This is a genomic window from Anatilimnocola aquadivae, assembly GCF_049819085.1.
In the GTDB taxonomy this organism is placed as follows: Bacteria; Planctomycetota; Planctomycetia; order Pirellulales; family Pirellulaceae; genus Anatilimnocola.
This window is the reverse complement of the sequence record NZ_CP187419.1, coordinates 3,645,974-3,668,415: the sequence shown is the minus strand read 5'-3', so window position 1 is coordinate 3,668,415 and position 22,442 is coordinate 3,645,974. Positions and strand designations below refer to the sequence as shown.

Below are 22,442 nucleotides of genomic sequence, written 5' to 3'. Positions count from 1 at the left end.
GAACAGGCCAGAACAGTGCCTGTCAACATGACGAAGCGAATGTGCTGGTACCACGGAACAGGCTGGGTTAGAATCCGATTCCCGCCTTTAGCCTGCCCCGCCGATCAGGAAATCCCCGCATGCTTTCGCTTGGTGAATCTACGCAGCGGTTGTGCAATGGAATCAGCCGTCGTGCAGCGCTCACGATTGGTGCTCTCGGCATGGGAGGCCTAGCGCTTCCCGATTTGCTGCGAGCCGAATCCGCAGAAGGTGTTCGCTCGTCGAAAAAAGCGATCATCATGATCTACATGTGTGGCGCCCCCCCGCACCAAGACATGTACGATCTGAAGATGGATGCACCCGCCGAGATTCGCGGTGAGTTCCAGCCTATCGAAACGAACGTGCCCGGCATTCGCATTTGCGAGCACCTGCCTCGACTCGCGAAAATCATGGACAAGCTGGTGCCGCTCCGCTCGGTCGTGGGCTCGCCCAGCGGCGACCATGACTCGTTTATCTGCTACACGGGCCGGCCCGTGACCAAACAGCCTCCGGGTGGTTGGCCATCGGTGGGCGCAACACTGTCGAAGTTACACGGTAGTCGCAGCCCGGGCATTCCACCCTTCGTGGGACTGTCGCCCGTCACTGGTCATCCACCGTATGGTTCGCCTGGACATCCTGGCTTCTTGGGTTCTACCTACAGTGCCTTCCGGCCCAATGGTGCCGGGCGTGGCGATCTGACGCTCAATGGCATTTCGGTCGATCGCCTGCAGGACCGACGACAACTCCTCTCAAGCTTCGATCAGTTTCGTCGCGAGGCCGATAACTCTGGCAAACTCGCGGGTTACGATGCCTTCACGCAACAGGCGATTGGCGTGCTGACCTCCAGCAAATTGGCGGAAGCACTCGATGTCAGCCGCGAAGACGCAAAAGTTCGCGAAAGATACGGCAAGGGCGATCCGAAGAACTACGGCGATGGCGCTCCGCGCAATCTCGAGCACTTCTTGATTGCTCGCCGACTGGTCGAAGCGGGTGCTCGCTGCGTCACGCTCAACTTTGGCCGCTGGGACTTTCACTCCAACAACTTCTCGGAATTCAAAAACACCCACGGCCCGCAGTTCGATCAAGGCCTGAGTGCGCTGATCGAAGACTTGCATGAACGAGGCTTGAGCGACGATGTTTCCGTCGTGGCCTGGGGAGAGTTCGGCCGCACGCCAATCATCAATAAGGATGCCGGGCGAGATCACTGGCCCCAAGTTGGCGGCGCGCTCCTTGCCGGTGGTGGCCTGCGAACCGGCCAGGTCATTGGTGCCACCGATCGCCTGGGCGGCGAACCCATCGAGCGACCCGTGCATTTTGGCGAAGTCTTGGCCACGCTCTATCATCAACTGGGCATTAACCCCAACACGACCACCGTGCGCGATCTGGCCGGGCGGCCTCAATACCTGGTCGACTCCCACAAGCCGATGCGTGAACTGATCTAAACCTCTCCCGGCACACTGCGTCAGCAACACAAAGGTGATCCCATGGTCCGCTTAGCTCTCCTGTCGCTGATCGCGGCTATCTTTGTGCCCGCTACACTCGGTGCCGCCGATAAGCCGGTCAAGTTGTTCATTCTGGCTGGCCAATCCAACATGGAAGGCCAGGGAATCATCGCCGCAGATCCGAAACGGAACGAAGGCAAGGGAAGCCTGGAATACCTCGTCAAGCAGCCCAGTACCGCGGCCAAGTTTAAGCATCTGGTCGACAAAGAGGGGAAGTGGTTAGTCCGCGACGACGTTTGGATTTCGTATCTCGATCGCCAGGGTGCACTCACCGTCGGCTATGGTCCAAAACAAGATCGGATCGGACCAGAACTAGCTTTTGGTTGGGTGATGGGCGAAGCCTTCACGGAACCGGTGCTGCTCATCAAATGTGCCTGGGGCGGAAAGAGTCTGGCCGTGGATTTTCGTCCGCCCAGTGCGGGCAAGATCCCCTACTCGCTGGGCGAGAAGAACGATGCGGCGATTGCTTCGGATCCGACCATCGTCGGCAAGTATTACCGCGAGACCCTGTCGCTCACGAAGGCTGCTCTGGCCAAGGTGAAAGAACTTGTTCCCGGTTCCGATGGCCGCTACGAGTTCGTCGGTTTTGGCTGGCATCAGGGCTGGAACGACCGGATCAACGACAAGTTCAATGCCGAGTACGAAGCGAACATGGCCCACTTCATCCGTGACATTCGCAAAGACCTGAGCACGCCGTCGCTGCCATTTGTCATCGCCGAAACGGGCATGACTGGTCCGGATGAAAAGCATCCTCGCGCGTTGTCGCTGATGAAAGCGCAAGCGGCGGTGGCCGAGATTCCCGAGTTCCGCGGTAATGTCGCCTTTGTGGGTACGAAAGCCTTTTGGCGTCCTCAAGAGGAGTCTCCCAGCGGTCAAGGTTATCACTGGAACACCAACGCGGAGACCTATTATCTCATCGGCGAGTCCATGGCTCACGCCATGAAGGCGCTGTGTGAGAAACAGCCAGCGGCAAAGTGACTCTTCTGCCCGGCGGCGCTTGCTCTGGCCCCAGCGGGGTGCGATAATTCACCCCTGAGACAGGTGGGGAGGATTCTCCTTCATTATCTTGAGGTCGCAGCGTGTCGCGAGATTTGCACTCTACGACAGACGGCCGCCAGCCCGAAAAACGTGTTGGCAACAGCTTACTCGCCACGAGTGATGGATCTTCGTTGTCTCTGAACGACGAAAGCAAGTTTGCGTTCGACACCGATCCATCAGAACTCAGCAAATCTCCGCTCGAGCATAGTCCTTCGACCGTTCACTTTCAGCCACCGCAGCGCGATGGCGGCGAAATCACGCTCGGCCGCTATGTGCTGCTGCGAGTGATCGGCCAAGGAGGGATGGGACAAGTCTGGCTCGCGCACGACCCGGTGCTCGATCGCGATGTAGCCATCAAGGTCACGCGGCAAGATCGTGGCTTGGGAACCGATGGCGTCGCTATCTTTTTGGACGAGGGCCGGAATCTTGGCAAGCTGCGTCATCGCAATATCCTGCAGGTTTTCGATTGCGGTTTTGAGAACGGCGTTTGCTACCTGGTGGCCGAGTATGTACAAGGCGGCACGCTCGTCGAGCGGTTGGCCAAGGGCAAGTTGAGTTACCAAACCACGGCCCACTACGTGGCTCAAATTGCCGATGCCGCGCACTATGCCCATTTGCAAGGCCTGGTCCATCGCGACATCAAGCCGGCCAACATTCTGATGCGCAGTTCGGCGGAGCCGATCCTGGCCGATTTTGGCTTGGCCGTCACCGAGCAGGCACAGCTTTCTGAATCGAATTGCCTGGTGGGAACGTATGCGTATATGTCTCCCGAGCAACTGCGCGGCGAAAGCCACTTGGTCGATGGCCGGGCCGACGTTTACAGTTTGGGCGTCGTGCTGTATCTGATGCTCACCGAGCGATTGCCGTTTGTCTCTGGCGATCCCCAGCAGTATCGCGACCTCATGCTCAAGCGCGATGCCCGACCGCCACGCAGCATCTGCGACGACATTCCGGCCGAGCTAGAGGCCATCTGCCTGAAGTGCCTCGCCAGAAACACTGCCGATCGCTATTCGACGGCCGCTGATCTCGCTGCAGCGCTCCGCAATTTCGGGCAACCTGTGGCCAAGCAATCTGCAAAGGCTTCTTGGATCGCGGGGACATTGATCACCGCTTTGTGCGCAGCGATTCTGTTGTGGATTGGCTCTCACTGGTTGCCCGCTCCCATAGATTCTCAACCTTCCGCACCTGCGGTTCCCGTTAGTCCAACCATCGAACCGACAGTGGCCAAAGCTACAGAACCGCCGGTGGCAAAAGTCGACATTCAAGAGGTCGCCCCCGCTGCACCGGTGTCTGCAGCTCCGCCGCCGAGCGATGCTCGAACCATCACCGTGAGTACGCGCTTGCAGCCCGCGAATGTTCCCGCCACTTGGGATATCTCCAGTGATGGCCAGACCCTACGCTTCTTTGGCGATGACCTGGTCTTGCTTGAGATTGGCGATGTCGCTGATGAAGATGTCGATTTCAGTGTCGAAATCAGTCAGAAGAAATGGGAAGGAGGCATCGGTCTGTTCTGGGCCTATGCAGAAGACGAGCAGCGTCCCGAGTGGCGAAGCGTCGAGCATCTGCAACTGTACCCGGGCACGGGCGACAAACGAAAGCTGCGCGGCGTCTCGCTCATGTATCCGGAACTCGCCAGCTATCTTTCGCAAGAGACCGAGTGGGGTACTGCGATGATTCCCAAATTAAACGACCGAGCGCAACGCATTGGCTTGAGCTTTCGTGGCGGCCAGTTAAGCGATTTAACTTGGAACGACCAATCGCAAAAGTCCTTGCTGCAGCAGCGAGCCAAGCGATTTCAACCGCACGAACGTGCGCAAGGAAAGTTTGGCCTGTTCGCTTATGGCAGCCACGGCTCGTTTGGCCAGCCTCGCTTGAATGGTCGCGATGTTCGCTTTGCAGAATGATCCCGCCTCGAGATGACGCACCCTGAACTCCCTTGCCGGAGAAACAACCTTGAGTCTGCCTGAAACCGCGCTCGCTTCGGCGAAGCTGCAAGTCGTCAGCTACGATTGCCAGACCAAAACTATCAGCTTGAACGTCAGTAGCACGCTGCCCGTTAAGCCGCAGACCATTTGGGTGGCGGTCGTTTCCGGGAACTATACCTATCCCAGTGATCCAACTTTGTTGCCGCCGGAAGTCTGCTGTGTTCTGAAGCGACATGTTCCTGGCCAGTCCGACTACGAACTGTCCGATCCCAGTTGGCCGGACTGCGGCGATGTGATGATCGGAGCGTGGCTCGAGTTTCACAACTTTCAAAAAGACGAAATCTCCTTCGACTGTCCAGCCTGCTCAGGCTCCAGCGGATCGTCAGGCAGCGGCTTATCCGGTAGTGGGCCATCGGGAAGTGGCTCCTCGGGCAGCACTTCTTCGAGCGGTGCAACTTCCTCCGGCCCCGGCAGTAGTTCTTCGCCCGGCAGTTCTTCCGGTTCGGTCTCGTCGAGTGGAGCGACTTCTTCTGGTGCTTCAGGAGGAGCAAGCTCTAGCGCTGTCCCCGGCAGCTCTGGTTTGCCTGGTTCCAGTGGCCCTGGATCCAGCGGCGGAACCGGTTCGAGCGGCACTGGTTCGAGCGGTGCCGTGTCCTCTAGTGGCACAACTTCATCGGGAGGCACTGGATCCAGCGGCACGGGCTCATCAGGCGGCACGGGCTCATCAGGCGGCACTGGTTCATCGGGCGGCACTGGTTCATCGGGAGGGCCGATCGGTCCGAGTTCCTCGGGGTCGTCTTCGTTACCTTCCTCATCGTTCACTTCGTCGTCGGGATTCCCCAGTTCTTCGGGCTCATCGGGGCCCACGAGTTCCGGTTCATCGGGAACGGGTTCATCCGGTGCTGCGAGTTCTGGATCTTCGTCGGGCACTCAGCCCAGTTCCAGCAGTTAGTCGCAGCAGTTAGCGGCTATTCGCTTGAGTCTGCATCATTGATGTTTCAACGGGACGAATATGAGAGTGTTTCTGCTGGGATACCCCGGCGATCTCGGTGGCGCGAACACCGAAGCCTGGCACACGATCAAGCTGTGGCGGCGACTCGGGCTCGACGTGCATCTCATCCCGACTTGGGGCTGTGACCCACGGTGGCAGCAACGAGTGGACGCCTTAGGCTGCCACACGCATCAAGTGTGCGCATCGCAACTGGAACAAGTGCCCGGCCTGGCGGGCAGTCCCGTTGTGGGAATGTGCAACAGCGAATTCATGGTGCATGCTCCACGCTTGCGCAGGCTCGGCTGCCCGCTGGTGTGGGTTAATTGCATGACGTTTCTCTTCGCGCACGAGACCGACTTTTTTGCGGCGGCAGGACCAGCTGAGGCGATGATCTATCAGTCGGAGTTTCAACGGTCTCAGCTCGAACCCCAACTGGCCCGCTTTGGCTACGACCCGGCGACCGGTCACACGATTCGCGGGGCCTTCGATTGGACCGAGTGGGACTTTAATCCCCGGCCTCATCCACCCGGAGAACCGTTCGTCATTGGCCGCGCCGCTCGCCCCGACGTCGATAAATGGTCGAGCAACACCTGGCCCATCTACGAGCGAATTCAGTATCGCCACAAACGCGCGCTCATGCTGGGAATGAATGATGCAACGCACGCGAAATTGGGGCCCGCTCCGCCGTGGGCCGATTGCCTGAAGCCGCTGGCACTGCAGCCTCAAACCTTCTTTGCCGCGCTGCATTGCACCTTGCCCATCAATGGCGGCGCACGCGAGAACTGGCCTCGCGCCGGCCTGGAGGCCATGGCCACCGGTGTACCGATCGTCGCTCAGGGGGAGTGGGGCTGGAAAGAGATGATCGAGCAGGGAGAGACCGGTTTCCTAGGCTCGTGCGACGAAGAGTTGGCTCATTATGCCGCCGTGCTGGCTTACGATGAGCCCCTGCGCATGAGAATCGCGAGGCAAGCCCGCGAGCGACTCGTAGAAGAACTAGCGGCGCCCGAGCAATGCAGCCGAGCGTGGCTCCAGGTTTTTGAAGCAGTCTCTGGCAGGCAAAGGGCCGTCGCTTGAAACTCGGCTTGCTCAGTTACAGTACGCAGAATCTGGGCGATGACATCCAGTCGTTAGCCTTGGAGCGGCTGTTGCCTCGTGTTGACTTGCGCGTCGATCGTGACGATGTGACGCCCGCTGTGACGTGGGGCGAGGACGTTCGCTGGATCATCAATGGTTGGCATGCCGCGGGAATTCATCGCCTGTGGCCACCACAAACTTCCGCTCGCTGCCTGTTCGTCGGTTTTCATGCGACGGGCAAGGAAGTGTTGCCACCTGCCACAAGGCTTCCCATCGGCTGCCGTGATCCTTGGACCTTTGAACTTTGTACCAGGCAAGGCCTGGACGCGTGGATCTCCTGGTGCGCCACGCTCACTTTTCAACAACCGGCCGTAACACGCGGCGACGAGGTTCTGCTCGTCGATCTGCCGCCGCATGATGTCGCCCGCTTGCCCCCCGAGATCGCCGAGCGTGGCATTTCACTGTCGCACAATTTGCCTCCCGACGTCGATCGCGCGGCCCTGGCCGCCGCCCGCATCGACCGCTACGCCCGCGCGCAGTGGGTTGTGACGAATCGCTTGCACGCTCTGTTGCCATGCGCAGCGCTCGGCACCCCAGTCGTCTTCGTGCAACCTCACTACTCCGAGAATCGCTATCGAGGGTATCTACATCTAGCCTGGCGAATCGACAACGCGCCGTGGAAATGCCCGCGACCGCGACTCGACCCTGAAGTGGTGCAAAGCCTGGCCTTGCCGCTACGACACGCCGTGCAGAGTTTTATCGAATCATGAAGCTGGCCGCGCTGTGTTGCACGTTCCGACGTTCCCACTTGCTCGGCGAGTTGATCGAGTCGTTCTTGCGGCAAACGTATCCCAGCGACTTGCGCGAGTTGATCATTCTGGACGATGCGGGCGAATACGGAAATCAACAAGGCGAAGGCTGGCGCATCATTTCGCTTCCCCGGCGATTCCGCACGCTGGGCGAGAAACGGAATGCTTGCGCGGCGCTGGCCAGTCACGATGTCGAAGGTTTGCTCGTCGCCGACGATGACGATATCTACTTGCCTCATTGGTTCGCAGCCCAAGCCGAAGCGCTGCAGCGGGCCGAGTGGTCACGTCCGAAACTCGTTTTGCACGAACATCGTGGCGGACTGCAAGAACACGAGACAGGTGGCTTGTATCATGGCGGCTGGGCTCTCCGACGCAGTGCATTCGATCGAGTTCGCGGTTACTCGTCGATGAACAACGGCGAGGATCAGGAACTGGCCAATCGGCTGCAGTCGGCAAACGTCACTTGTTGCGATCCGGGCGAGTTTGGTTCGCCCTTCTACCTCTATCGGGTTCACAACAACAGCTACCACGTCAGCTATCTGGACGATCAGGCCTATCGCAACCTAGAGGTCGCCCACACCGCTCAGCAACCCCTGAAAATTGGCTGGCAACGCGCGTATGACCAGATGCCTGTTCGCCGGCGCTATGCGTTTGCTCCCCTGGCTTCGTCTACTGGAAACGGAGGACGGCGCGTCGAGTTGATCGGACCGGTGACTTCAGCGGGACGTAATGGGCCCACGAATGGGATGTTCGCCTTGCAGCGAGCGCTGCGTGGGCGAATCGCTGAGGGGCTCGATTGGCTGACCATCAAGGATCTGCCGGTCAGCCAAGGGGCGTTGCCCTGGTTCTGGAACTGGCAGGATCGTTCCTACGCCGCCTGGTGCGATGCGATGGCGCAGCCCTTCATCCAGGGCCCCAACATGTTGTTTATCAACAGCGCCACGCCCCGCATCGATCCAGACGAGTGTGCGCTACTCGATGCCCGCCACTGCCGGGCGATGTTTTGCCATAGCGCCTGGTATCGCGACTTGATCCGACGGCACCGAGGACCGAACAACCAGTCCCCAATCATGCTGTGGCCTTACCCCATCGATCCCTGGCCGGGCGAACCCTTGCCCGATCGCTATGACCTGTTGATCTATGCGAAAAATGGGAATCGGCCGGGACTGCTGGAGTACCTTGCCGAAGCCTACCCCCGCCACGTGCAAATTCACTACGGACAGTACGACCGACAGCAATTATTCGATGCCGCACGTCGCAGCAGAGCCTGCGTCTATCTGGCCGACGACGACCACGGTCCGCTCGCGCTCGTCGAGATCCTGCTGGCCGGTTGCCCGGTGGTTGGCGTGCGCACCGGAGCAGCGCTGGTCCAGCAGGGAGTGACCGGCCTGCTGGTCGAACGGCTCCCCTCCGGTGATTCGTGCGCGAATCGTCGGATTGCCGATCCGGCCGCGATGCAGTTTCTACAAGCTCTGGAGCAGATCCAAGCGTTTGATCGGTCGGCGGTTCGCATCGCTGCGGCCGCCGAATTTTCTACCAGTAGAATTGTGGATCAGTTGCTGCTTGCTCTTGATGAACTGCGGCAGCAAGACTGACGGATGACAGCGAGTTAGAAGCCAATCCGCAGGCCGAAGTTGTTGCCGCGGAAGTAGACGCCATTCTGTTGGTACTGATAGGGATAACTGCCGTAGCCATAGTTGGGCCGATAGCTGCCGTGGTTGTGGTGATGGCCATTGTGACTGCCGTGGTTGTGTCCACCGTTGCCATGCCCGCCCTGGTTATGTCCGTTGTGGCCACCATGATTGTGCCCGCCCTGGTTGTGTCCGTGATGGCCGCCCTGATTGTGTCCACCGTTGCCATGTCCTTTGTGCCCGCCATGATTTTTGTGGCCACCGTTGTTCCCACCCGCGGCCATCGCCGTCGAGGTGAAAGCGGTGCTAAGAGACAGGGCAGCAACAGCAACCAGCGTGTAGAGGAACGTTTTCATCGCAGAATTTCCCGTGTGGACTTTTGACCGGACTCAGTTGGAGCGAAGTGCTCAGGGCAACGAATCACTAATAAAGCACGGGCTGTGCCAGAATCTCCAAGATTGTCTCAAGTGGCGTTTTTCACGGCGATTACGCAAGAAGCACCCTGCTCGAGATGTGCTGAAAGGCAAATAGTGTTGTCATGTTGAGCACGAAGCAAAATCGGTTTGATCTAAATCGATGCTGGACCAGTCTTGTCATCAGTCGCGCCAGCACCGGTAGGTTCTGGCCGCGGGCCGGAACCTGAATCACCAAGACGCCCGGGCATTTGGTTGACTGTCAGTTGCCAACCAGTTGCCAAGTTTGGCGCTCGCTGCGGAGTCAGGATTACATCCAGCGGATGCGGCCTACTTGCCAGGTGAACGGTTACAAAATGTTCCGGTCATTGACCAGACTAGTCACGTACATCGTTACTATTAATTAACGATTTGCGATCCCTTTGCAAGCACATTAGCCATGCAGTTCATGGCTGATGAAGGCTTGGCCTGCGCGCTGCGAATGGGGATCGACGAATGGGGATCGACGGCCGAGAGAGACGCCAACTGCTTCGAACTCGCCTGACCGATTCAGGTGAGCGATGAGAACGTGGCGGACCTGTTCAGGCAGCGGAATGAGACCTGTTCAAGTGGTTCCAACAAGCGACTGTTCAGCCTGTTCAAGGAGGTTATCCAATGGTTATCGCGAAACGGCAATATAACGCCACAAACAAGAACGCAAGGTGTTTTCTTAGATCACCTTACGGCGAATTTTGTGCGCGAAAAAAAGTGGTCAAATGGTTATCAAAAATCGCCTATCACCCCCCTGTTCAAGGGCTGTTCAGGCAGCTGAATGAGACCTGTTCAAGCGGTTCCGACAAGCGACTGTTCAGCCTGTTCAAGGAGGTTATCAAATGGTTATCGCGAAACGGCAATATAACGCCACAAATCAGGACGCAAGGTGTTTTCTTAGATCACCTTACGGCGAATTTTGTGCGCGAAGAAAATTGCTCAAATGGTTATCAAAAATCGCCTATCACCCCCCTGTTCAAGGGATGTTCAGGCTCAGTTCAAGCACCGGTTCAGGCCCTGATCAGAAGTGGCTACTCAAGCACCCCAGACTTCCCCGTTCACCCCTATTCTGGCGGCTGATGACCGATTATCGTTAACCTCGCAAGGCGGTAAAGTTTGCGCAGCTTGCGCCCTCAATTGTTACTGGAGATTCGTGATGACTGCTGTTCGCCTGTTGCTGGCCGCGAGCCGGTTCGTAGTCCCCGTCGTGTTGTTCGTGCTGGCTGTGTGCTCGACTGCCGAAGCCAAGCTGAATCGTCGCGTTCAACCGGCCGCTGAAGCTGCCCCTGCAGCAGCTCCCGCTGTGGTCGCCGCACCAAGTTGCGCTCCGGTCTGTGCCCCCAAGTGCTGCCCGCCCTGCATCAGCTATCGCCATCACAAGGGCTGCAAGTGCTTCGATCCCTGCAAGACGGTGGAGCTGATCCTGCACGTGAAGGATCCTTGCACCTGCTGTCTGGTCGAAGTTCCGGTTTGCATGCCGGTCTGCTGCTCGGGCGATCCTGAGGTTTGCTGCCACAAGGGCTTTATGGGTCGGCAGGTTGTCGAGTACAGTTGGGCCTGTGGTTTCAGCCTGAAGGTGGTGTTCGATCGCCGCGGCAATGACGTCGTGGTGCATTACTACGGCTTGTAGTACTCAGACAAAGGGTCGATTGTGGGGCGGCGAAAAAAGATGCTGATTCGCCGCCCGCTCCTCTCGCCCCGCTTGCTGCTGGAACAAGAGTCACGGGCCTCGATTGCCGTGACTGTGGCCTGGATGCTCACCATCCTGGCGACGACCGGCTCGCTGATTGCGGCCGGCATCTGTGTATTGCTGCGGCGGAGCGTCGAATTGGCTCCCGAGCCGGCCAAAGTGCTGGCCATCTTGCCGGGTGTGTTCACCTTTATTGCCGCGACCACGGGTATCGCTTGCCTGCTGCTAACGGTGGTCGTGTATCGCGTCCGCCGCGATCGCCCACCCACCTCGATCACCTTTGTGGCGGTGCTCGTCGGCTTGCTGCCGATCGCTACAATGCTGCTGCGTGCCATGCGCGGTTAGGATTTTCAGGCCGAGGATTTCACCTTGAAGAGCACTGAATCATCGGCGGGAATCGCCTCACCGGCTGAAACCGACTACATCCGCAGCACGCATCACGAGTTTCTGGCGGCCTCGGAAAAAGCCCTCCGCACGCCGAGCCTGCAGGTCATTCTTGGTCAGCTTGGCGATACGCTCGGCCAGCGAAATCGCGACGCCTGGCAACAGCTGCCGAACTCCGATCTGGTCCGTCAGCGGGCGAGGCAAATCAAAGATGACACACTCGCCAACTTGCACGAGCACCTGCAAACGCTCGAAGCGAGCGTACAAGCGCGCGGTGGGCAAGTTCACTGGGCCGACGACGGCCAGTCGGCCAGTCAGATCATTGTCGACTTGATCAAGCAGCGAGGTTACTCGCGGGTCGTCAAATCGAAGTCGATGACCAGCGAGGAGATTCACCTCAACCCGGCTCTCGCCGCAGCAGGCATCGAAACGGTCGAGACCGATCTGGGCGAGTACATCATTCAACTGGCCGGACATCGCCCCTCGCACATCGTAGGGCCGGCACTGCATCTGTCGGCTATCGAAGTTGCCGAGATCCTCAGCCAACCTGCCGGCCGCACGTTGGCCGCCGAGCGCGAAACCCTTGCGGCATTTGCCCGCGAGCAGTTACGACAGAAGTTTGCGGAAGCGGAAGTCGGCATTTCTGGAGCCAACTTTGCCGTTGCCGAAACGGGCACTATTGTGCTGGTTTCCAACGAAGGAAACGCGCGGCTTACGACTGCCTTGCCCAAGATGCACATCGCCGTGATGGGGATGGAGAAGGTCATTCCGAAGCTGGCCGACTTACCCTACTTTTTGAAGGTGCTGGCTCGCGCGGCAACCGGGCAAAAGCTGTCGGTCTATACGTCGTTTGTTACCGGTGCCAGACGTGAAGGTGAAACCGATGGTGCTGAAGAATTTCACCTGGTGATTCTCGATAATGGCCGCTCCCAGATTCTCGGCAGTCCGCTGCGGGAGAGTCTGTTTTGCATTCGCTGCGGCGCGTGCTTGAATGCTTGCCCCATTTATCGCAGCGTCGGTGGCCATGCTTACGGCGGTGTTTATGCGGGGCCGATCGGGGCCGTGCTGACGCCACTTTACGATGGCCTCGTCGCCAATCATCATTTGCCGCACGCCTCGAGCCTGTGCGGAGCTTGCCAGGCAGCTTGCCCGGTGAAGATTCAGATTCCCGAGATGCTGGTGAAACTGCGCGAGCAGATGCATCAGGAACCAGCACTCAAAAATCGCCTGGAGTCGTTCGCGTATCACCTCTGGGCCAAAACGCTCAAGCGACCGTGGCTCTACAAACTTACAACCTGGCTGGCCACGCGCACCGCTGGTCGTTGGTATCGCCAAAGTCCCTGGCTAAAGAAGCTGCCCGGCAAGTTACATGGCTGGACCCAGAAACGGGACTTCCCCGCACCTTCGCCCCGGCGATTTCGCGACTGGTGGGACAACGAAGGCAAGTCTCAGGAGGGGCGTCATGGGTCGTGAAGCCTTCCTCGCCCGTGTGAAGCAAGCAGCCGAACAAGGGCGGGCTTATCGCATCGAGCACCAGCAACTGCCGGCTGATGTTGGCTATGTCGGTGTGACGGGCGATCTGTGCGCCAAACTGGCTCAAGAGATTGACGCCGTCGGCGGCATTGCCACCATTGTCGATTCGCACGCGCAAGCGCGCGAAGTGTTAGCCGGCTATTTGCTCGAAGCTGCGGCAAAGACGGCACTCTGCTGGAAACATCCTGTTCTGGATCGCTTAGATATTTCTCAGTTTTTATTGGAAAGATCGGTCGCCAGCGTTGACTATCAATCACAGATTGATTCATATTTTCATCAACGACGAGTAACGCAATTGGCCTGCGATATTGGCATCACCAGTGTCGATGTGGCGATCGCTGAAACGGGAACGCTGCTAATGTGTCATCGGCCGACGCAAGAGCGAGTCGCTTCGCTGTTGCCGCCGATGCATGTGGCGGTTATCGAGCAAAACCAAATCGTTCCCGACTTGCTCGATGCATTCAACATTTTGCACGAGCGGGGCGTACAGAACTTGCCCAGCAACATCACGCTCATTACCGGCCCTAGCAAAACGGGAGACATCGAACTGCAACTGACCACCGGCGTGCATGGCCCGGGTAAATGGCGCGTGATTATCATTCGCAACTGAGTGAGCAACTGGCGTCGGCATTACGCGGGAACTACCCGCCGTAAACTTCGTCGCCCCCTCAGTCCGATTGCAAACCATGGCACAAAGCCCCATAATCGCCCGCTCGATGGAATGAAGTTTGGCAGCGAACTTTGGCAGGCAAAGAACCCGATGAAAATTCACGAATACCAAGGTAAAGAACTGTTTCGTAAAGCTGGCGTCGCCGTGCTGAAGGGGCAAGTTGCCCGCACGCCCGAAGAAGCGGCCGCTGCTTTCACGGCCCTCGGCGGCCCAATCGCGGTGGTGAAGTCCCAGATTCACGCTGGCGGCCGCGGCAAGGGTACGACCAAGGAAAACTCGGCTCAGCGGGGCGTGCAACTGGTGAAGTCGGCCGAAGAGGCCGCTAACGTCGCCCGCAATCTGCTCGGTAAGACGCTGGTCACGATTCAGACCGGCGAAGAAGGCAAAGTCGTCAATCAAGTCTTCGTCGAAGAAGGCTGCAAGATCGCCCGCGAGTTGTACCTGGGCATCGTGCTCGACCGCGCCGCAGCCAAGCCCGTGCTGATGGTTTCGACCGAAGGTGGCGTCGAGATCGAAAAAGTCGCTCACGACACTCCCGAAAAGATCTTCAAAGAACATTTCGATCCGCACGCCGGCCTGTATCCCTACCAGGTGCGCAAGCTCTGTTATCGCTTGGGCATCAAGGGGCCGAGCGTGGCCAGTGCCGAAAAGTTCATGCGGGCCCTGTGCAAGTTGTGGGTTCAACTCGACTGTGCGATGGTTGAAGTTAATCCGCTCGTCGTCACCGAAGCGGGCGACCTGGTCGCTCTCGATGCTAAGGTCGCCTTTGACGACAACGCGATGTTCCGCCACAAAGATCTGCTCGAGCTGCGCGACTTGACCGAAGAAGATCCGGCCGAAGTTCGCGCCAGCAACACCGGCCTGTCGTACGTCAAACTCGATGGCAGCATCGGCTGCCTCGTGAATGGTGCTGGCCTCGCGATGTCGACCATGGACATCATCAAGCTGCATGGCGGCGAGCCAGCCAACTTCCTGGATGTCGGTGGCGGTGCCAACGAGGCCCAGGTGACCGAAGCCTTCCGCATCATTCTGTCGGACAGCAACGTCAAGGGCATTCTGGTCAACATCTTCGGCGGCATTGCCAAGTGCTCAACCATCGCCAACGCGATTGTGGCGGCCAGCAAAGCAGTCGGCTTTACCGTGCCGCTCGTCGTTCGCCTCGAAGGGACCGAAGTCGAAGAAGGCAAGAAGATCCTGCGAGAAAGCGGCGTGAAACTGATCGCTGCCGACGGCCTGACCGACGCTGCCAAGAAGATTGTCGAAGCGGCCAAGAGTGCGTAATGCATTCAGCTGCAATCGTTCCTCAATCTGCAATCACAAATCACCCAACTGCACATAAGAAGTTCCCATGAGCATTCTCATCAACAAGAACACCAAAGTCATTTGCCAGGGCATTACCGGCAAGGCTGGTGCGTTTCATACCAAGGGCTGCAAAGAATACGGCACCAAGATGGTCGGCGGTGTTACGCCGGGCAAAGCTGGCGAAACGGTCGAAGGCTTGCCCGTGTTCGACACCGTGATCGAAGCCGTCGAGAAGACCGGCGCCGATGCCACGATGATCTTCGTCCCCGCTGCCTTCACCGCCGATGCCATCCTCGAAGCTCTCGATGCGGGCATCAAGGTCATTGCCGCGATCACCGAAGGTGTGCCGGTCATCGACATGATCCGCGTCTACGAACTGGTTCGCCGCAGCGACGCGGTCCTGATCGGACCAAACTGCCCCGGCTTGATCACTCCCGGCGAATGCAAGATCGGCATCATGCCGGGTTACATTCACAAGCCAGGTAAGATCGGCATCATGAGCCGCAGCGGTACTCTCACCTACGAAGCCGTCTGGCAAACGACCAATCTGGGTCTTGGCCAGTCGACGTGCGTCGGTCTTGGTGGCGACCCGATCGTCGGCACCAACTACATCGACCTCTTCAAGCGTTTTCAAGAAGATCCGCAGACCGAAGCCATCTTGATGATGGGCGAAATCGGCGGCACGGCTGAAGAAGAAGCTGCCGCCTTCGTCAAGGATCACGTGACCAAGCCAGTCGCCGCGTTCATCGCAGGCCGCACGGCTCCGCCGGGACGTCGCATGGGCCATGCGGGTGCGATCATCTCGGGCGGCAAGGGAACGGCTGCCGAGAAGGTCGCCGCGCTGCAAGACGCTGGAATCGAAATCGCTGATAGCCCGGCCACGATGGGCGAAGCAGTCGCCCGCGCCATTCAGAAGCGGAAGAAGTAATTCTTACTCGCTGCGAAACTGCAGTCCTCTCGCTTTGCGAGAGGAAACAAAAATGTGCCGCGACGGAGCGTGGCAACAACACTGCTCAGCAAGCCAGCTTAAGCTCGCAGCGAGTTCTTCGCCGAGCTGCCACTCTTGCCGTTGCTGGCCGTGGAATCTTTCGAAGCCAGATTATCGGGCCCTTCCGCGATTCCTAAGGAAGGCGAGAAATAAGGATCGGCATCCACGTCTTCGGCGCTCATCATCGTGGCGACACGTTGCAATGTCGCCAGGATCTGGGTCGCTTCCCAAAGTTGCAGGCGGTTCAACTCTGTCCGGAACTGATCTCGCAGCAAGGAAGGCGCCTCGTTTGACAGCCGGCGACCTTCGTCAGAAAGTTGCAACGAAAAGCTGCGACGGTCGTTCTCATCACGAGCACGCGTGATCAATCCCCGCTGCTCTAGTCGCTTGAGAATGCCCGCCACCGTTTGCGGGCTGACGTGCAGCTGCTCCGCTAAGTGCCCAGGGGTAGCCATCGGGCTCTTCTCAAGCTCGCGCAGCGCACCCAATTGGGGGGCGGTCAGCCCATACTCCTGCCATAAGTATCGCGAATAGCCTTCCACCGCCTGCGAGATTCGGCGGATGGCCACAATGATTTCGTCGTCGAGGGTGATTGCGCTAGGCACGGTGATTTCCGATTGCCGAAGTCCTTGGCAGGACGTTGTTTAACAACGAGATCGCGAGCCGGCCAGTCACCCTGGCCAGGACCTGGGCGGCCACTTTCTCACCAACATCTAACCATCATCCTTCGTATGGGTGTCGCACAAAAAGTCCGACTGAGCCAAAAAGTTTTGATCCCGCTAGGTGAAGTTCGGTTTCCTAAAGACACACACTGCCTCAGCTTGAGAAATTCTCTACGCAATTAGGTAACCGCCGTCGACCGGCAACACCACGCCCGTGATGAACGAAGCCCCGGGCGAGCAGAGGAAAACGGCCGCAGGAGCCACTTCGTCAGGCTGACCCCAGCGTCCGAGTGGGGTACGAGAAACAATTCTTTCGGCCTTGGCAGGATCGTCCCGCAAAGGCTGGGTCAGAGGCGTTTCAATCCAACCGGGAGCTAGCGCATTCACACGAATGCCATCGACGGCCCACGCAATCGCCAGCGACTTGGTCAATTGAGCAAGTCCGCCCTTACTGGCACTGTATGCAGGTGCCGGGCCACTGCCGAAAAAACTGAGCATGCTGGCAATGTTCAGCACGCAGCCTTTGTTTGCCGCAAGCTTTGACTTACACGCGGCAGCCATTCGCATGGCGCCATTCAGGTTGATATCGATCACCCGGGCAAACATCTCGGGTTCGTGTTCCTGCCCCCGCAGGATGACCCCGGCGGCGTTCACCAACACATCGACGCGGCGCAACAGCCCCACCAGTCGCTCAATCGCGGCACCATCGGTCACATCAAGTTGCTCGGCACTCAGCAGCGCCTGAAAGGCAAATTCCAGCTGGGACTTTTGTACTTCCTCGGCAGACACGCCCGTCGCGATCACGCGGCAACCTTCGGCGGCAAAGGCCCGCGCAATGGCTTGGCCGATGCCACTCGTCCCGCCAGTGATGAGTACCGTGCGGAGCGATTCGAGATTCTCTGGTTTCTTCATCGTGGCTCCCTGGATGCGATTCGCCGCGATCGTGCGGCCGCCCCGCCGCAGCGTAGCGAGCATTGTTTATAATCCGGCAGCCCAATTTCTGGTTCGCCGCTTCTTCTTTTTGTCACTCTGGAACCATCATGTTCGATAAGCCTGCTCTCATGGACCTGGTCCGCCAACAAGCCTTGCAAGTGGGCGATTTCACTCTCGCCTCGGGCAAAAAGTCCCACTACTACCTCGACTGCCGCAAGATCACACTAGACTCGTGGGGCGCGAACCTCATTGCCGACGGCATGCTCGACCTGCTGGGCGATCCGCTTCCCGCTGCCGTGGGTGGCATGGCCATCGGTGCCGATCCCATCACCGGAGCCATCATCACCGTCGCTGGCCGCCAGGGTAAGCGAATCAAAGGCTTCATCGTCCGCAAAGAAGCCAAAGCTCACGGCACCGGCCGCGAAGTCGAAGGGCCTGTTGCCGCAGGCGAAGAAGTGGTGATTGTCGAAGACGTCGTCACCACCGGCGGCAGCTCGCTCGCTGCGATCGAAAAAGCCGAAGCCTTCGGGCTGAAGATTCGCGGCGTGCTGGCCATTATCGATCGCCTCGAAGGTGGCCGAGAAACCCTCGCGGCCCGTGGCTATTCGCTGCAAACATTGCTTACCATTCGCGACTTCGGACTGGAACCGGTGAAGTAGATTGAGAACTGCTCACGCAGCAAACTACAATCGTGGTGGCTTAATCATGTGGAGAATTGCACAATGGTATCGATGAAAGATCTGGGCATCGACAAATTGTCAGTTGCCGATCGCCTTGCACTTGCTAACGAGATTTGGGAAAGCATTGGCGATATGCCGGGGATTTGGGATGAGGAAGAACTAGCGGCGGAACTCCAGCGCCGCGATAAAGAGCTTGAGGAACATCCAGAGCGTGCGTTGACGCTAGAGCAGTTGCGAGCGAGGTTGGATGGGCGAGTATGAGCTTTGCAATTACGCTTCATCCTGATTTAGCTGCGGAAATTAACCAAGCAAAAATGTGGTACGACGCCGAACAGCCAGGCTTGGGAGCGGTTTTCGATACAGAACTCTTTGACCGATTCCAGTTCATCGCGGACAATCCGTTCGTCTTCGCAGTTTTTCAGAAAGACATTCGCCTCGCACGGATCAAGCAATTCCCGTACGTGATTCTCTACCGGGTCGAAGACAGCATCATTCGCATTCTCGCCGTGGTACATTCTGCTAGACGGCTAAATAAATGGCTGAAACGCCGCTGAATTTTCCTCTCAATCAAAACAGGTAACTTCAATGTCCCATAGTCGCCGTCAGTTTCTGCAAGCTTCACGTCGCGAATTCCTGCAAACAACCAGTGCGATTGCAGCCGGTGGACTGCTCGCGGCCGGTTCAAAAGCTGCATTCGCCGCTGAAAGAGCCCCCAGTTCGATCGCCAACAAAGAAGACTCCGCGCTGACGTTCGGCCTCGTTACGTACATGTGGGGGGCGGATTGGGATGTCCCCACGCTGCTAGCTAATTGCAAGAAGGCTCAAGTGTTGGGCGTTGAGTTGCGGACGACGCATGCTCATATGATCGAGCCGGCCCTGAATGAGCAGCAGCGGAGCGAAGTGCAGGCGAAGTTTGCCGAAGCGGGCGTGACTATCGTTGGCATCGGCAGCAACGAGCGGTACGACCATCCCGACCCGGCCAAGCTCAAGGCAGCCATCGATGCCACCAAGGACTTCATTCGCCTCAGTCACGATATTGGTGGCAGCGGCGTCAAGGTCAAGCCCGATACCTTCCACAAGGACATTCCGCGTGAGAAGACCATCGAGCAGATCGGCAAGGCGCTCAACGAACTGGGCGAATACGCGGCAGGCTTCGGCCAGCAGATTCGTCTCGAAGTGCACGGGCAGTGTGCCGAATTGCCGACAATCAAAGCCATCATGGATGTCGCGACTGACGAAAACGTCTTTGTCTGTTGGAACAGCAACCCGACTGACCTGAAGGGGGACGGCCTGGCGCACAACTTTGGCTTGGTTCGCAAACGCTTTGGTTCGACCGTCCACATTCACGAACTTGAGTCCAAAGACTATCCGCACGCCGAGCTCTTCAAGTTGCTGGTCGACAGCGGCTATGTGGGTTGGCTCCTGCTGGAAGCGGCCAGCAAGCCCGCCGATCGCGTCGCCGCCCTCACCGAGCAGCGACAACTGTTCGACAAGATGGTGGCGAAAGCGAAGGCTTAGTCTTCCAATTTCAGCAAGCATGTCGTAATTAATTAGCCTATCAATACCACTACAGTCATTGACAAACACGCACCATGTTGGGATAATTGCAGGCATGTTCTTCTGCAATTTGGTGGATGGTGTCATTGTAGGCTGAAGCCTCAGCTGCGCCGTTGGATTTCGTTGCTGCTAAACAAGTGACAGTTAGCACACGGCATTCAGGGGGTGTCCAACAATAGACCAAGTTGTTGGACAAGAAGACGCGAATCAAGACTTGCTCGCTTGGTCGCAACTCTTTGTCGCTTAGCAACTTCCGCTGCAAGTTGGAAATCGGCACCTGTCCAGCAACCTCAGGGATTGTTGGACATTTACGCCGGTTGGTGACGGAGCGAATAGATGGCTGCCTGCCAGGGACGCATGTCGAGATAAAGCCCGCTGCGAACCAGGTCATCGCCCTGCCAATGATAGATGTCTTCGCTAAGCGCATCTTGTAGCTGCCAGGCTTCACCGCCGAGGTCGGCGAACGGGAGCCGCGCGAGACACTGGCTCTGTTGATCGGAGTAGTTGACGGCTACGACACGTTTTTCGTCGCCCTCGTGCCACGCGAAGACTACGAAGTTGTCGTGAGTTGAATTGGACTCCCAAGCAGGCTGACATTGCAGCAACTGCCAGTCGCCAGTGCGTACGGAGTGATCGCGCAAGGCAGCCAGCAGCCGGTCGTAAAAGGCCGAGAGGTAGGGATCGATTGCTTCTTGCGGCGCGCGACCGAGGTGAGGCGAAATTCGCTTCAAACGACCTTCGAACTGGCCCTGATGAAAGAAGCGAAGTCCTGGCGAGAGATAAGTAATGACTGCGGCAGCTTCGTGCTGGCCATGAGGAAACGTGGCTGCTGCTCGCGGCTCGTCGTGATTTTCCAGAAAGCGCGCAAGCTTGTCTTGATAATCGAGCCCGGCCCAAAAGTGCTCGCGGACCGGTCGGGCGTGCCCTTCGTGCAATCGATCGTACAGTCGCTTGTCATAGGCGTAATCGAAACCCTGCTGTTGCAGTTCCCACTCGCGATCCCAATAGACTTCCGCCATGAAGCAAAACCCGGGTGTCACCTCGCGAACCGCTTGCGTCGCCTGTGGCCAGAAAGGCTGTGTCGGCAAGCCCCAGGTTTTTTCGAAGATATCGGGCAGCACGAGCATCGCCATGTCGCAGCGGAGGCCATCGCATTGCGTGGCAATCTTGCGCAGTTCTGCGATCAGCGCCGCTTGTGCAGCAGGGTTACCGTAATTGAGTTGCAGCGTGTCCGGCCAACCGGAGAAATAAGGATCGCGACCATGCGCGAGCAGGAGATCGCCGGCTTTGCGTTTTACCCAAACGTAGTTCTGCGGCGCTCGGGCCAAGTCCTGTTCGGTGCCCGCCACATAGTATTCCGGATGCTCTTCGACCCAATGGTGATCGAGCGCCGTGTGGTTTGGTACAAAGTCGAGCATCAACTTCAGGCCCCGCTGCTGCATTCGCTTTCGCAAGCGCGCCAGAGCCGCATCGCCGCCGAGGTTTTTATGCACATCGTAGGCAGTGATGGCGAACCCCGAGCCGGGGATGTCCTCATCGCGCAGATCGGGCAGCGTTTCGTGAAATTCGTGCAGCCATTCCGGATTGGTTCGCGAGATCTGCTGTCCTGCCAGACCGGTTTGCCAGACGCTGAGGAGCCAGATCCAGTCGAAGCCGGCTGCAGCCCACTGATCGAGCGTGGCATCGGCAATGTCATCGAGCGTTGCCGGACGTTTCAGTTGCCGGGCAAGTTCGGTGAGCCAAACGCGGGTATTCACTTGATAGAGGAGAGGATAGCGCGACATGAGAGAGTCTTTCGCGGTGGAGATAACATCAGGGTTGTTTCGCATCGATCATCATCTGCACGTCGACCAGGGCTTGCTGGCTGACTCGCAACAGGCCCTCTTGGCTGCGGTCGAGATCAGCGATCAATGCCAGTACGACGGTAAACGACAAAATGAGCACGGCCATTGCCGGCGAGCGGCACATTTCGGAAAGCCCAGCCAGATAGCCAACTGCAGCCAGGCTCATCAACGACATGCAGATTAGCCCCAGCCACATCACGACCGGAATTCGGCTGCGCACTCCGGCCTGCACTCGTTTGGCATGCACGTCGATCAGTTGGTTCAACGAATCCACATAGAGCGCGACCATCTCCGATGAGGGATTGCTCGTTGCGGCGGCCATCGCTTCGTTCCACAGTGACTCGTGGATCTCTCGCGAGCGGGTGAGGGCAGGCAGCACGTCCTTACTTCTGACGGCTTGAAGGCGGACGTCAACGTATTCCTTCAGCGCCCGCTCTGAGGCAACTCGTTGCTCCGCCGGCAACACACGCGTACGGAGAAACGCGGCGCCAATCGCATTGGCTTCTTCGAGTACTGCTTCTCGCCGCGCGTCGAAGCGCGAGGCGGCGAAGCTGAAGGTGAAGCCCAACATGAGCGCTAACAACCCCAAAATAGACGCCACAATGGCACCAACCGTTGCGGCATGTTCATTCGGCCTTTGGGTATGCCGCCAGCGGCCGCAACGATAGCCCGCTTCCAAAGCCAGCCATAGAAGCAATGCCAGTATCGCCACGAGTAGCCACAGCGGCAGTACGTCGAGAGGTTCAGTAACCATAGGAGCATCAGAAA

Annotated in this window: 23 protein-coding genes; 17 read left to right on the top strand and 6 right to left on the bottom strand. The window is 58.2% G+C overall.

Annotated features, from left to right (window positions below; genetic code table 11):
• The first annotated feature begins 119 nt into the window (after positions 1–119).
• The 3 genes from NA78x_RS14890 to NA78x_RS14880 all read left to right on the top strand — a co-directional run bounded on the left by NA78x_RS14890 (position 120) and on the right by NA78x_RS14880 (position 4,462).
• Positions 120–1,460, top strand: coding sequence for a DUF1501 domain-containing protein (locus NA78x_RS14890; RefSeq protein ID WP_425619239.1), 1,341 nt, complete (start codon positions 120–122; stop codon positions 1,458–1,460).
• Between the two features lie 42 nt (positions 1,461–1,502).
• The gene (locus NA78x_RS14885; RefSeq protein WP_425619238.1) at positions 1,503–2,498 is read left to right on the top strand and encodes a sialate O-acetylesterase; all 996 of its coding nucleotides are present in this window, start codon (positions 1,503–1,505) and stop codon (positions 2,496–2,498) included.
• Between the two features lie 191 nt (positions 2,499–2,689).
• Positions 2,690–4,462: a serine/threonine protein kinase gene (locus NA78x_RS14880; protein WP_425619237.1), complete on the top strand. Its 1,773-nt coding sequence runs from the start codon at positions 2,690–2,692 to the stop codon at positions 4,460–4,462.
• 348 nt (positions 4,463–4,810) lie between these two features.
• Here the strand turns inward: NA78x_RS14880 and NA78x_RS14875 are convergent, their stop codons facing one another.
• Positions 4,811–5,413 (bottom strand): hypothetical protein, encoded by a 603-nt coding sequence (locus NA78x_RS14875; RefSeq protein WP_425619236.1) that lies wholly within the window; start codon positions 5,411–5,413, stop codon positions 4,811–4,813.
• Between the two features lie 88 nt (positions 5,414–5,501).
• Here NA78x_RS14875 and NA78x_RS14870 point away from each other — a divergent pair, with 88 nt between their 5' ends.
• Genes NA78x_RS14870 through NA78x_RS14860 form a run of 3 tightly spaced genes read left to right on the top strand, consistent with a single transcriptional unit; the run spans position 5,502 to position 8,952 of the window.
• A complete protein-coding gene (locus NA78x_RS14870) occupies positions 5,502–6,548 on the top strand; it encodes a glycosyltransferase (RefSeq protein WP_425619235.1) in 1,047 nt (348 codons plus the stop codon).
• Positions 6,549–6,556: 8 nt separating this feature from the next.
• Positions 6,557–7,318 (top strand): hypothetical protein, encoded by a 762-nt coding sequence (locus NA78x_RS14865; protein ID WP_425619234.1) that lies wholly within the window; start codon positions 6,557–6,559, stop codon positions 7,316–7,318.
• Entirely contained in the window at positions 7,315–8,952 is a 1,638-nt protein-coding gene (locus NA78x_RS14860; RefSeq protein ID WP_425619233.1) for a glycosyltransferase, read from the top strand. Before NA78x_RS14865 ends, NA78x_RS14860 begins: the two co-directional genes overlap by 4 nt.
• Positions 8,953–8,966: 14 nt before the next feature.
• Here the strand turns inward: NA78x_RS14860 and NA78x_RS14855 are convergent, their stop codons facing one another.
• On the bottom strand, positions 8,967–9,344 hold the full coding sequence (locus NA78x_RS14855; protein WP_425619232.1) for a hypothetical protein: 378 nt from the start codon (positions 9,342–9,344) through the stop codon (positions 8,967–8,969).
• A gap of 711 nt (positions 9,345–10,055) precedes the next feature.
• Here NA78x_RS14855 and NA78x_RS14850 point away from each other — a divergent pair.
• The 7 genes from NA78x_RS14850 (at position 10,056) to sucD (ending at position 15,938) form a co-directional block, all read left to right on the top strand.
• Entirely contained in the window at positions 10,056–10,511 is a 456-nt protein-coding gene (locus NA78x_RS14850; RefSeq protein ID WP_425619231.1) for a hypothetical protein, read from the top strand.
• 76 nt (positions 10,512–10,587) lie between these two features.
• A complete protein-coding gene (locus NA78x_RS14845; protein WP_425619230.1) occupies positions 10,588–11,061 on the top strand; it encodes a hypothetical protein in 474 nt (157 codons plus the stop codon).
• A 39-nt stretch (positions 11,062–11,100) separates the two neighbouring features.
• Positions 11,101–11,466: a hypothetical protein gene (locus NA78x_RS14840; protein WP_425619229.1), complete on the top strand. Its 366-nt coding sequence runs from the start codon at positions 11,101–11,103 to the stop codon at positions 11,464–11,466.
• Between the two features lie 24 nt (positions 11,467–11,490).
• Positions 11,491–12,978 (top strand): LutB/LldF family L-lactate oxidation iron-sulfur protein, encoded by a 1,488-nt coding sequence (locus tag NA78x_RS14835; RefSeq protein ID WP_425619228.1) that lies wholly within the window; start codon positions 11,491–11,493, stop codon positions 12,976–12,978.
• Complete coding sequence (locus tag NA78x_RS14830) at positions 12,968–13,648, top strand: LutC/YkgG family protein (RefSeq protein WP_425619227.1); 681 nt, start codon at positions 12,968–12,970, stop codon at positions 13,646–13,648. Before NA78x_RS14835 ends, NA78x_RS14830 begins: the two co-directional genes overlap by 11 nt.
• A gap of 150 nt (positions 13,649–13,798) precedes the next feature.
• The gene (sucC, locus tag NA78x_RS14825) at positions 13,799–14,989 is read left to right on the top strand and encodes an ADP-forming succinate--CoA ligase subunit beta (protein WP_425619226.1); all 1,191 of its coding nucleotides are present in this window, start codon (positions 13,799–13,801) and stop codon (positions 14,987–14,989) included.
• 67 nt (positions 14,990–15,056) lie between these two features.
• Complete coding sequence (gene sucD, locus NA78x_RS14820; RefSeq protein WP_425619225.1) at positions 15,057–15,938, top strand: succinate--CoA ligase subunit alpha; 882 nt, start codon at positions 15,057–15,059, stop codon at positions 15,936–15,938.
• Between the two features lie 98 nt (positions 15,939–16,036).
• Here sucD and NA78x_RS14815 read toward each other — a convergent pair whose 3' ends face one another.
• Positions 16,037–16,603 (bottom strand): MarR family winged helix-turn-helix transcriptional regulator, encoded by a 567-nt coding sequence (locus NA78x_RS14815; RefSeq protein ID WP_425619224.1) that lies wholly within the window; start codon positions 16,601–16,603, stop codon positions 16,037–16,039.
• 228 nt (positions 16,604–16,831) lie between these two features.
• Positions 16,832–17,635: an SDR family NAD(P)-dependent oxidoreductase gene (locus NA78x_RS14810; protein ID WP_425619223.1), complete on the bottom strand. Its 804-nt coding sequence runs from the start codon at positions 17,633–17,635 to the stop codon at positions 16,832–16,834.
• Positions 17,636–17,700: 65 nt separating this feature from the next.
• Here NA78x_RS14810 and pyrE point away from each other — a divergent pair, with 65 nt between their 5' ends.
• The 4 genes from pyrE to NA78x_RS14790 all read left to right on the top strand — a co-directional run bounded on the left by pyrE (position 17,701) and on the right by NA78x_RS14790 (position 19,791).
• Complete coding sequence (gene pyrE, locus NA78x_RS14805; protein WP_425619222.1) at positions 17,701–18,252, top strand: orotate phosphoribosyltransferase; 552 nt, start codon at positions 17,701–17,703, stop codon at positions 18,250–18,252.
• Between the two features lie 72 nt (positions 18,253–18,324).
• A complete protein-coding gene (locus tag NA78x_RS14800; RefSeq protein ID WP_425619221.1) occupies positions 18,325–18,534 on the top strand; it encodes an addiction module protein in 210 nt (69 codons plus the stop codon).
• The gene (locus NA78x_RS14795; RefSeq protein ID WP_425619220.1) at positions 18,531–18,827 is read left to right on the top strand and encodes a type II toxin-antitoxin system RelE/ParE family toxin; all 297 of its coding nucleotides are present in this window, start codon (positions 18,531–18,533) and stop codon (positions 18,825–18,827) included. Before NA78x_RS14800 ends, NA78x_RS14795 begins: the two co-directional genes overlap by 4 nt.
• 31 nt (positions 18,828–18,858) lie before the next feature.
• Positions 18,859–19,791, top strand: coding sequence for a sugar phosphate isomerase/epimerase family protein (locus NA78x_RS14790; RefSeq protein WP_425619219.1), 933 nt, complete (start codon positions 18,859–18,861; stop codon positions 19,789–19,791).
• A gap of 347 nt (positions 19,792–20,138) precedes the next feature.
• Here the strand turns inward: NA78x_RS14790 and NA78x_RS14785 are convergent, their stop codons facing one another.
• Positions 20,139–21,614, bottom strand: coding sequence for an alpha-amylase family glycosyl hydrolase (locus NA78x_RS14785; RefSeq protein WP_425619218.1), 1,476 nt, complete (start codon positions 21,612–21,614; stop codon positions 20,139–20,141).
• A gap of 28 nt (positions 21,615–21,642) precedes the next feature.
• Positions 21,643–22,428, bottom strand: coding sequence for a hypothetical protein (locus NA78x_RS14780; protein WP_425619217.1), 786 nt, complete (start codon positions 22,426–22,428; stop codon positions 21,643–21,645).
• Positions 22,429–22,442: the final 14 nt, after the last annotated feature.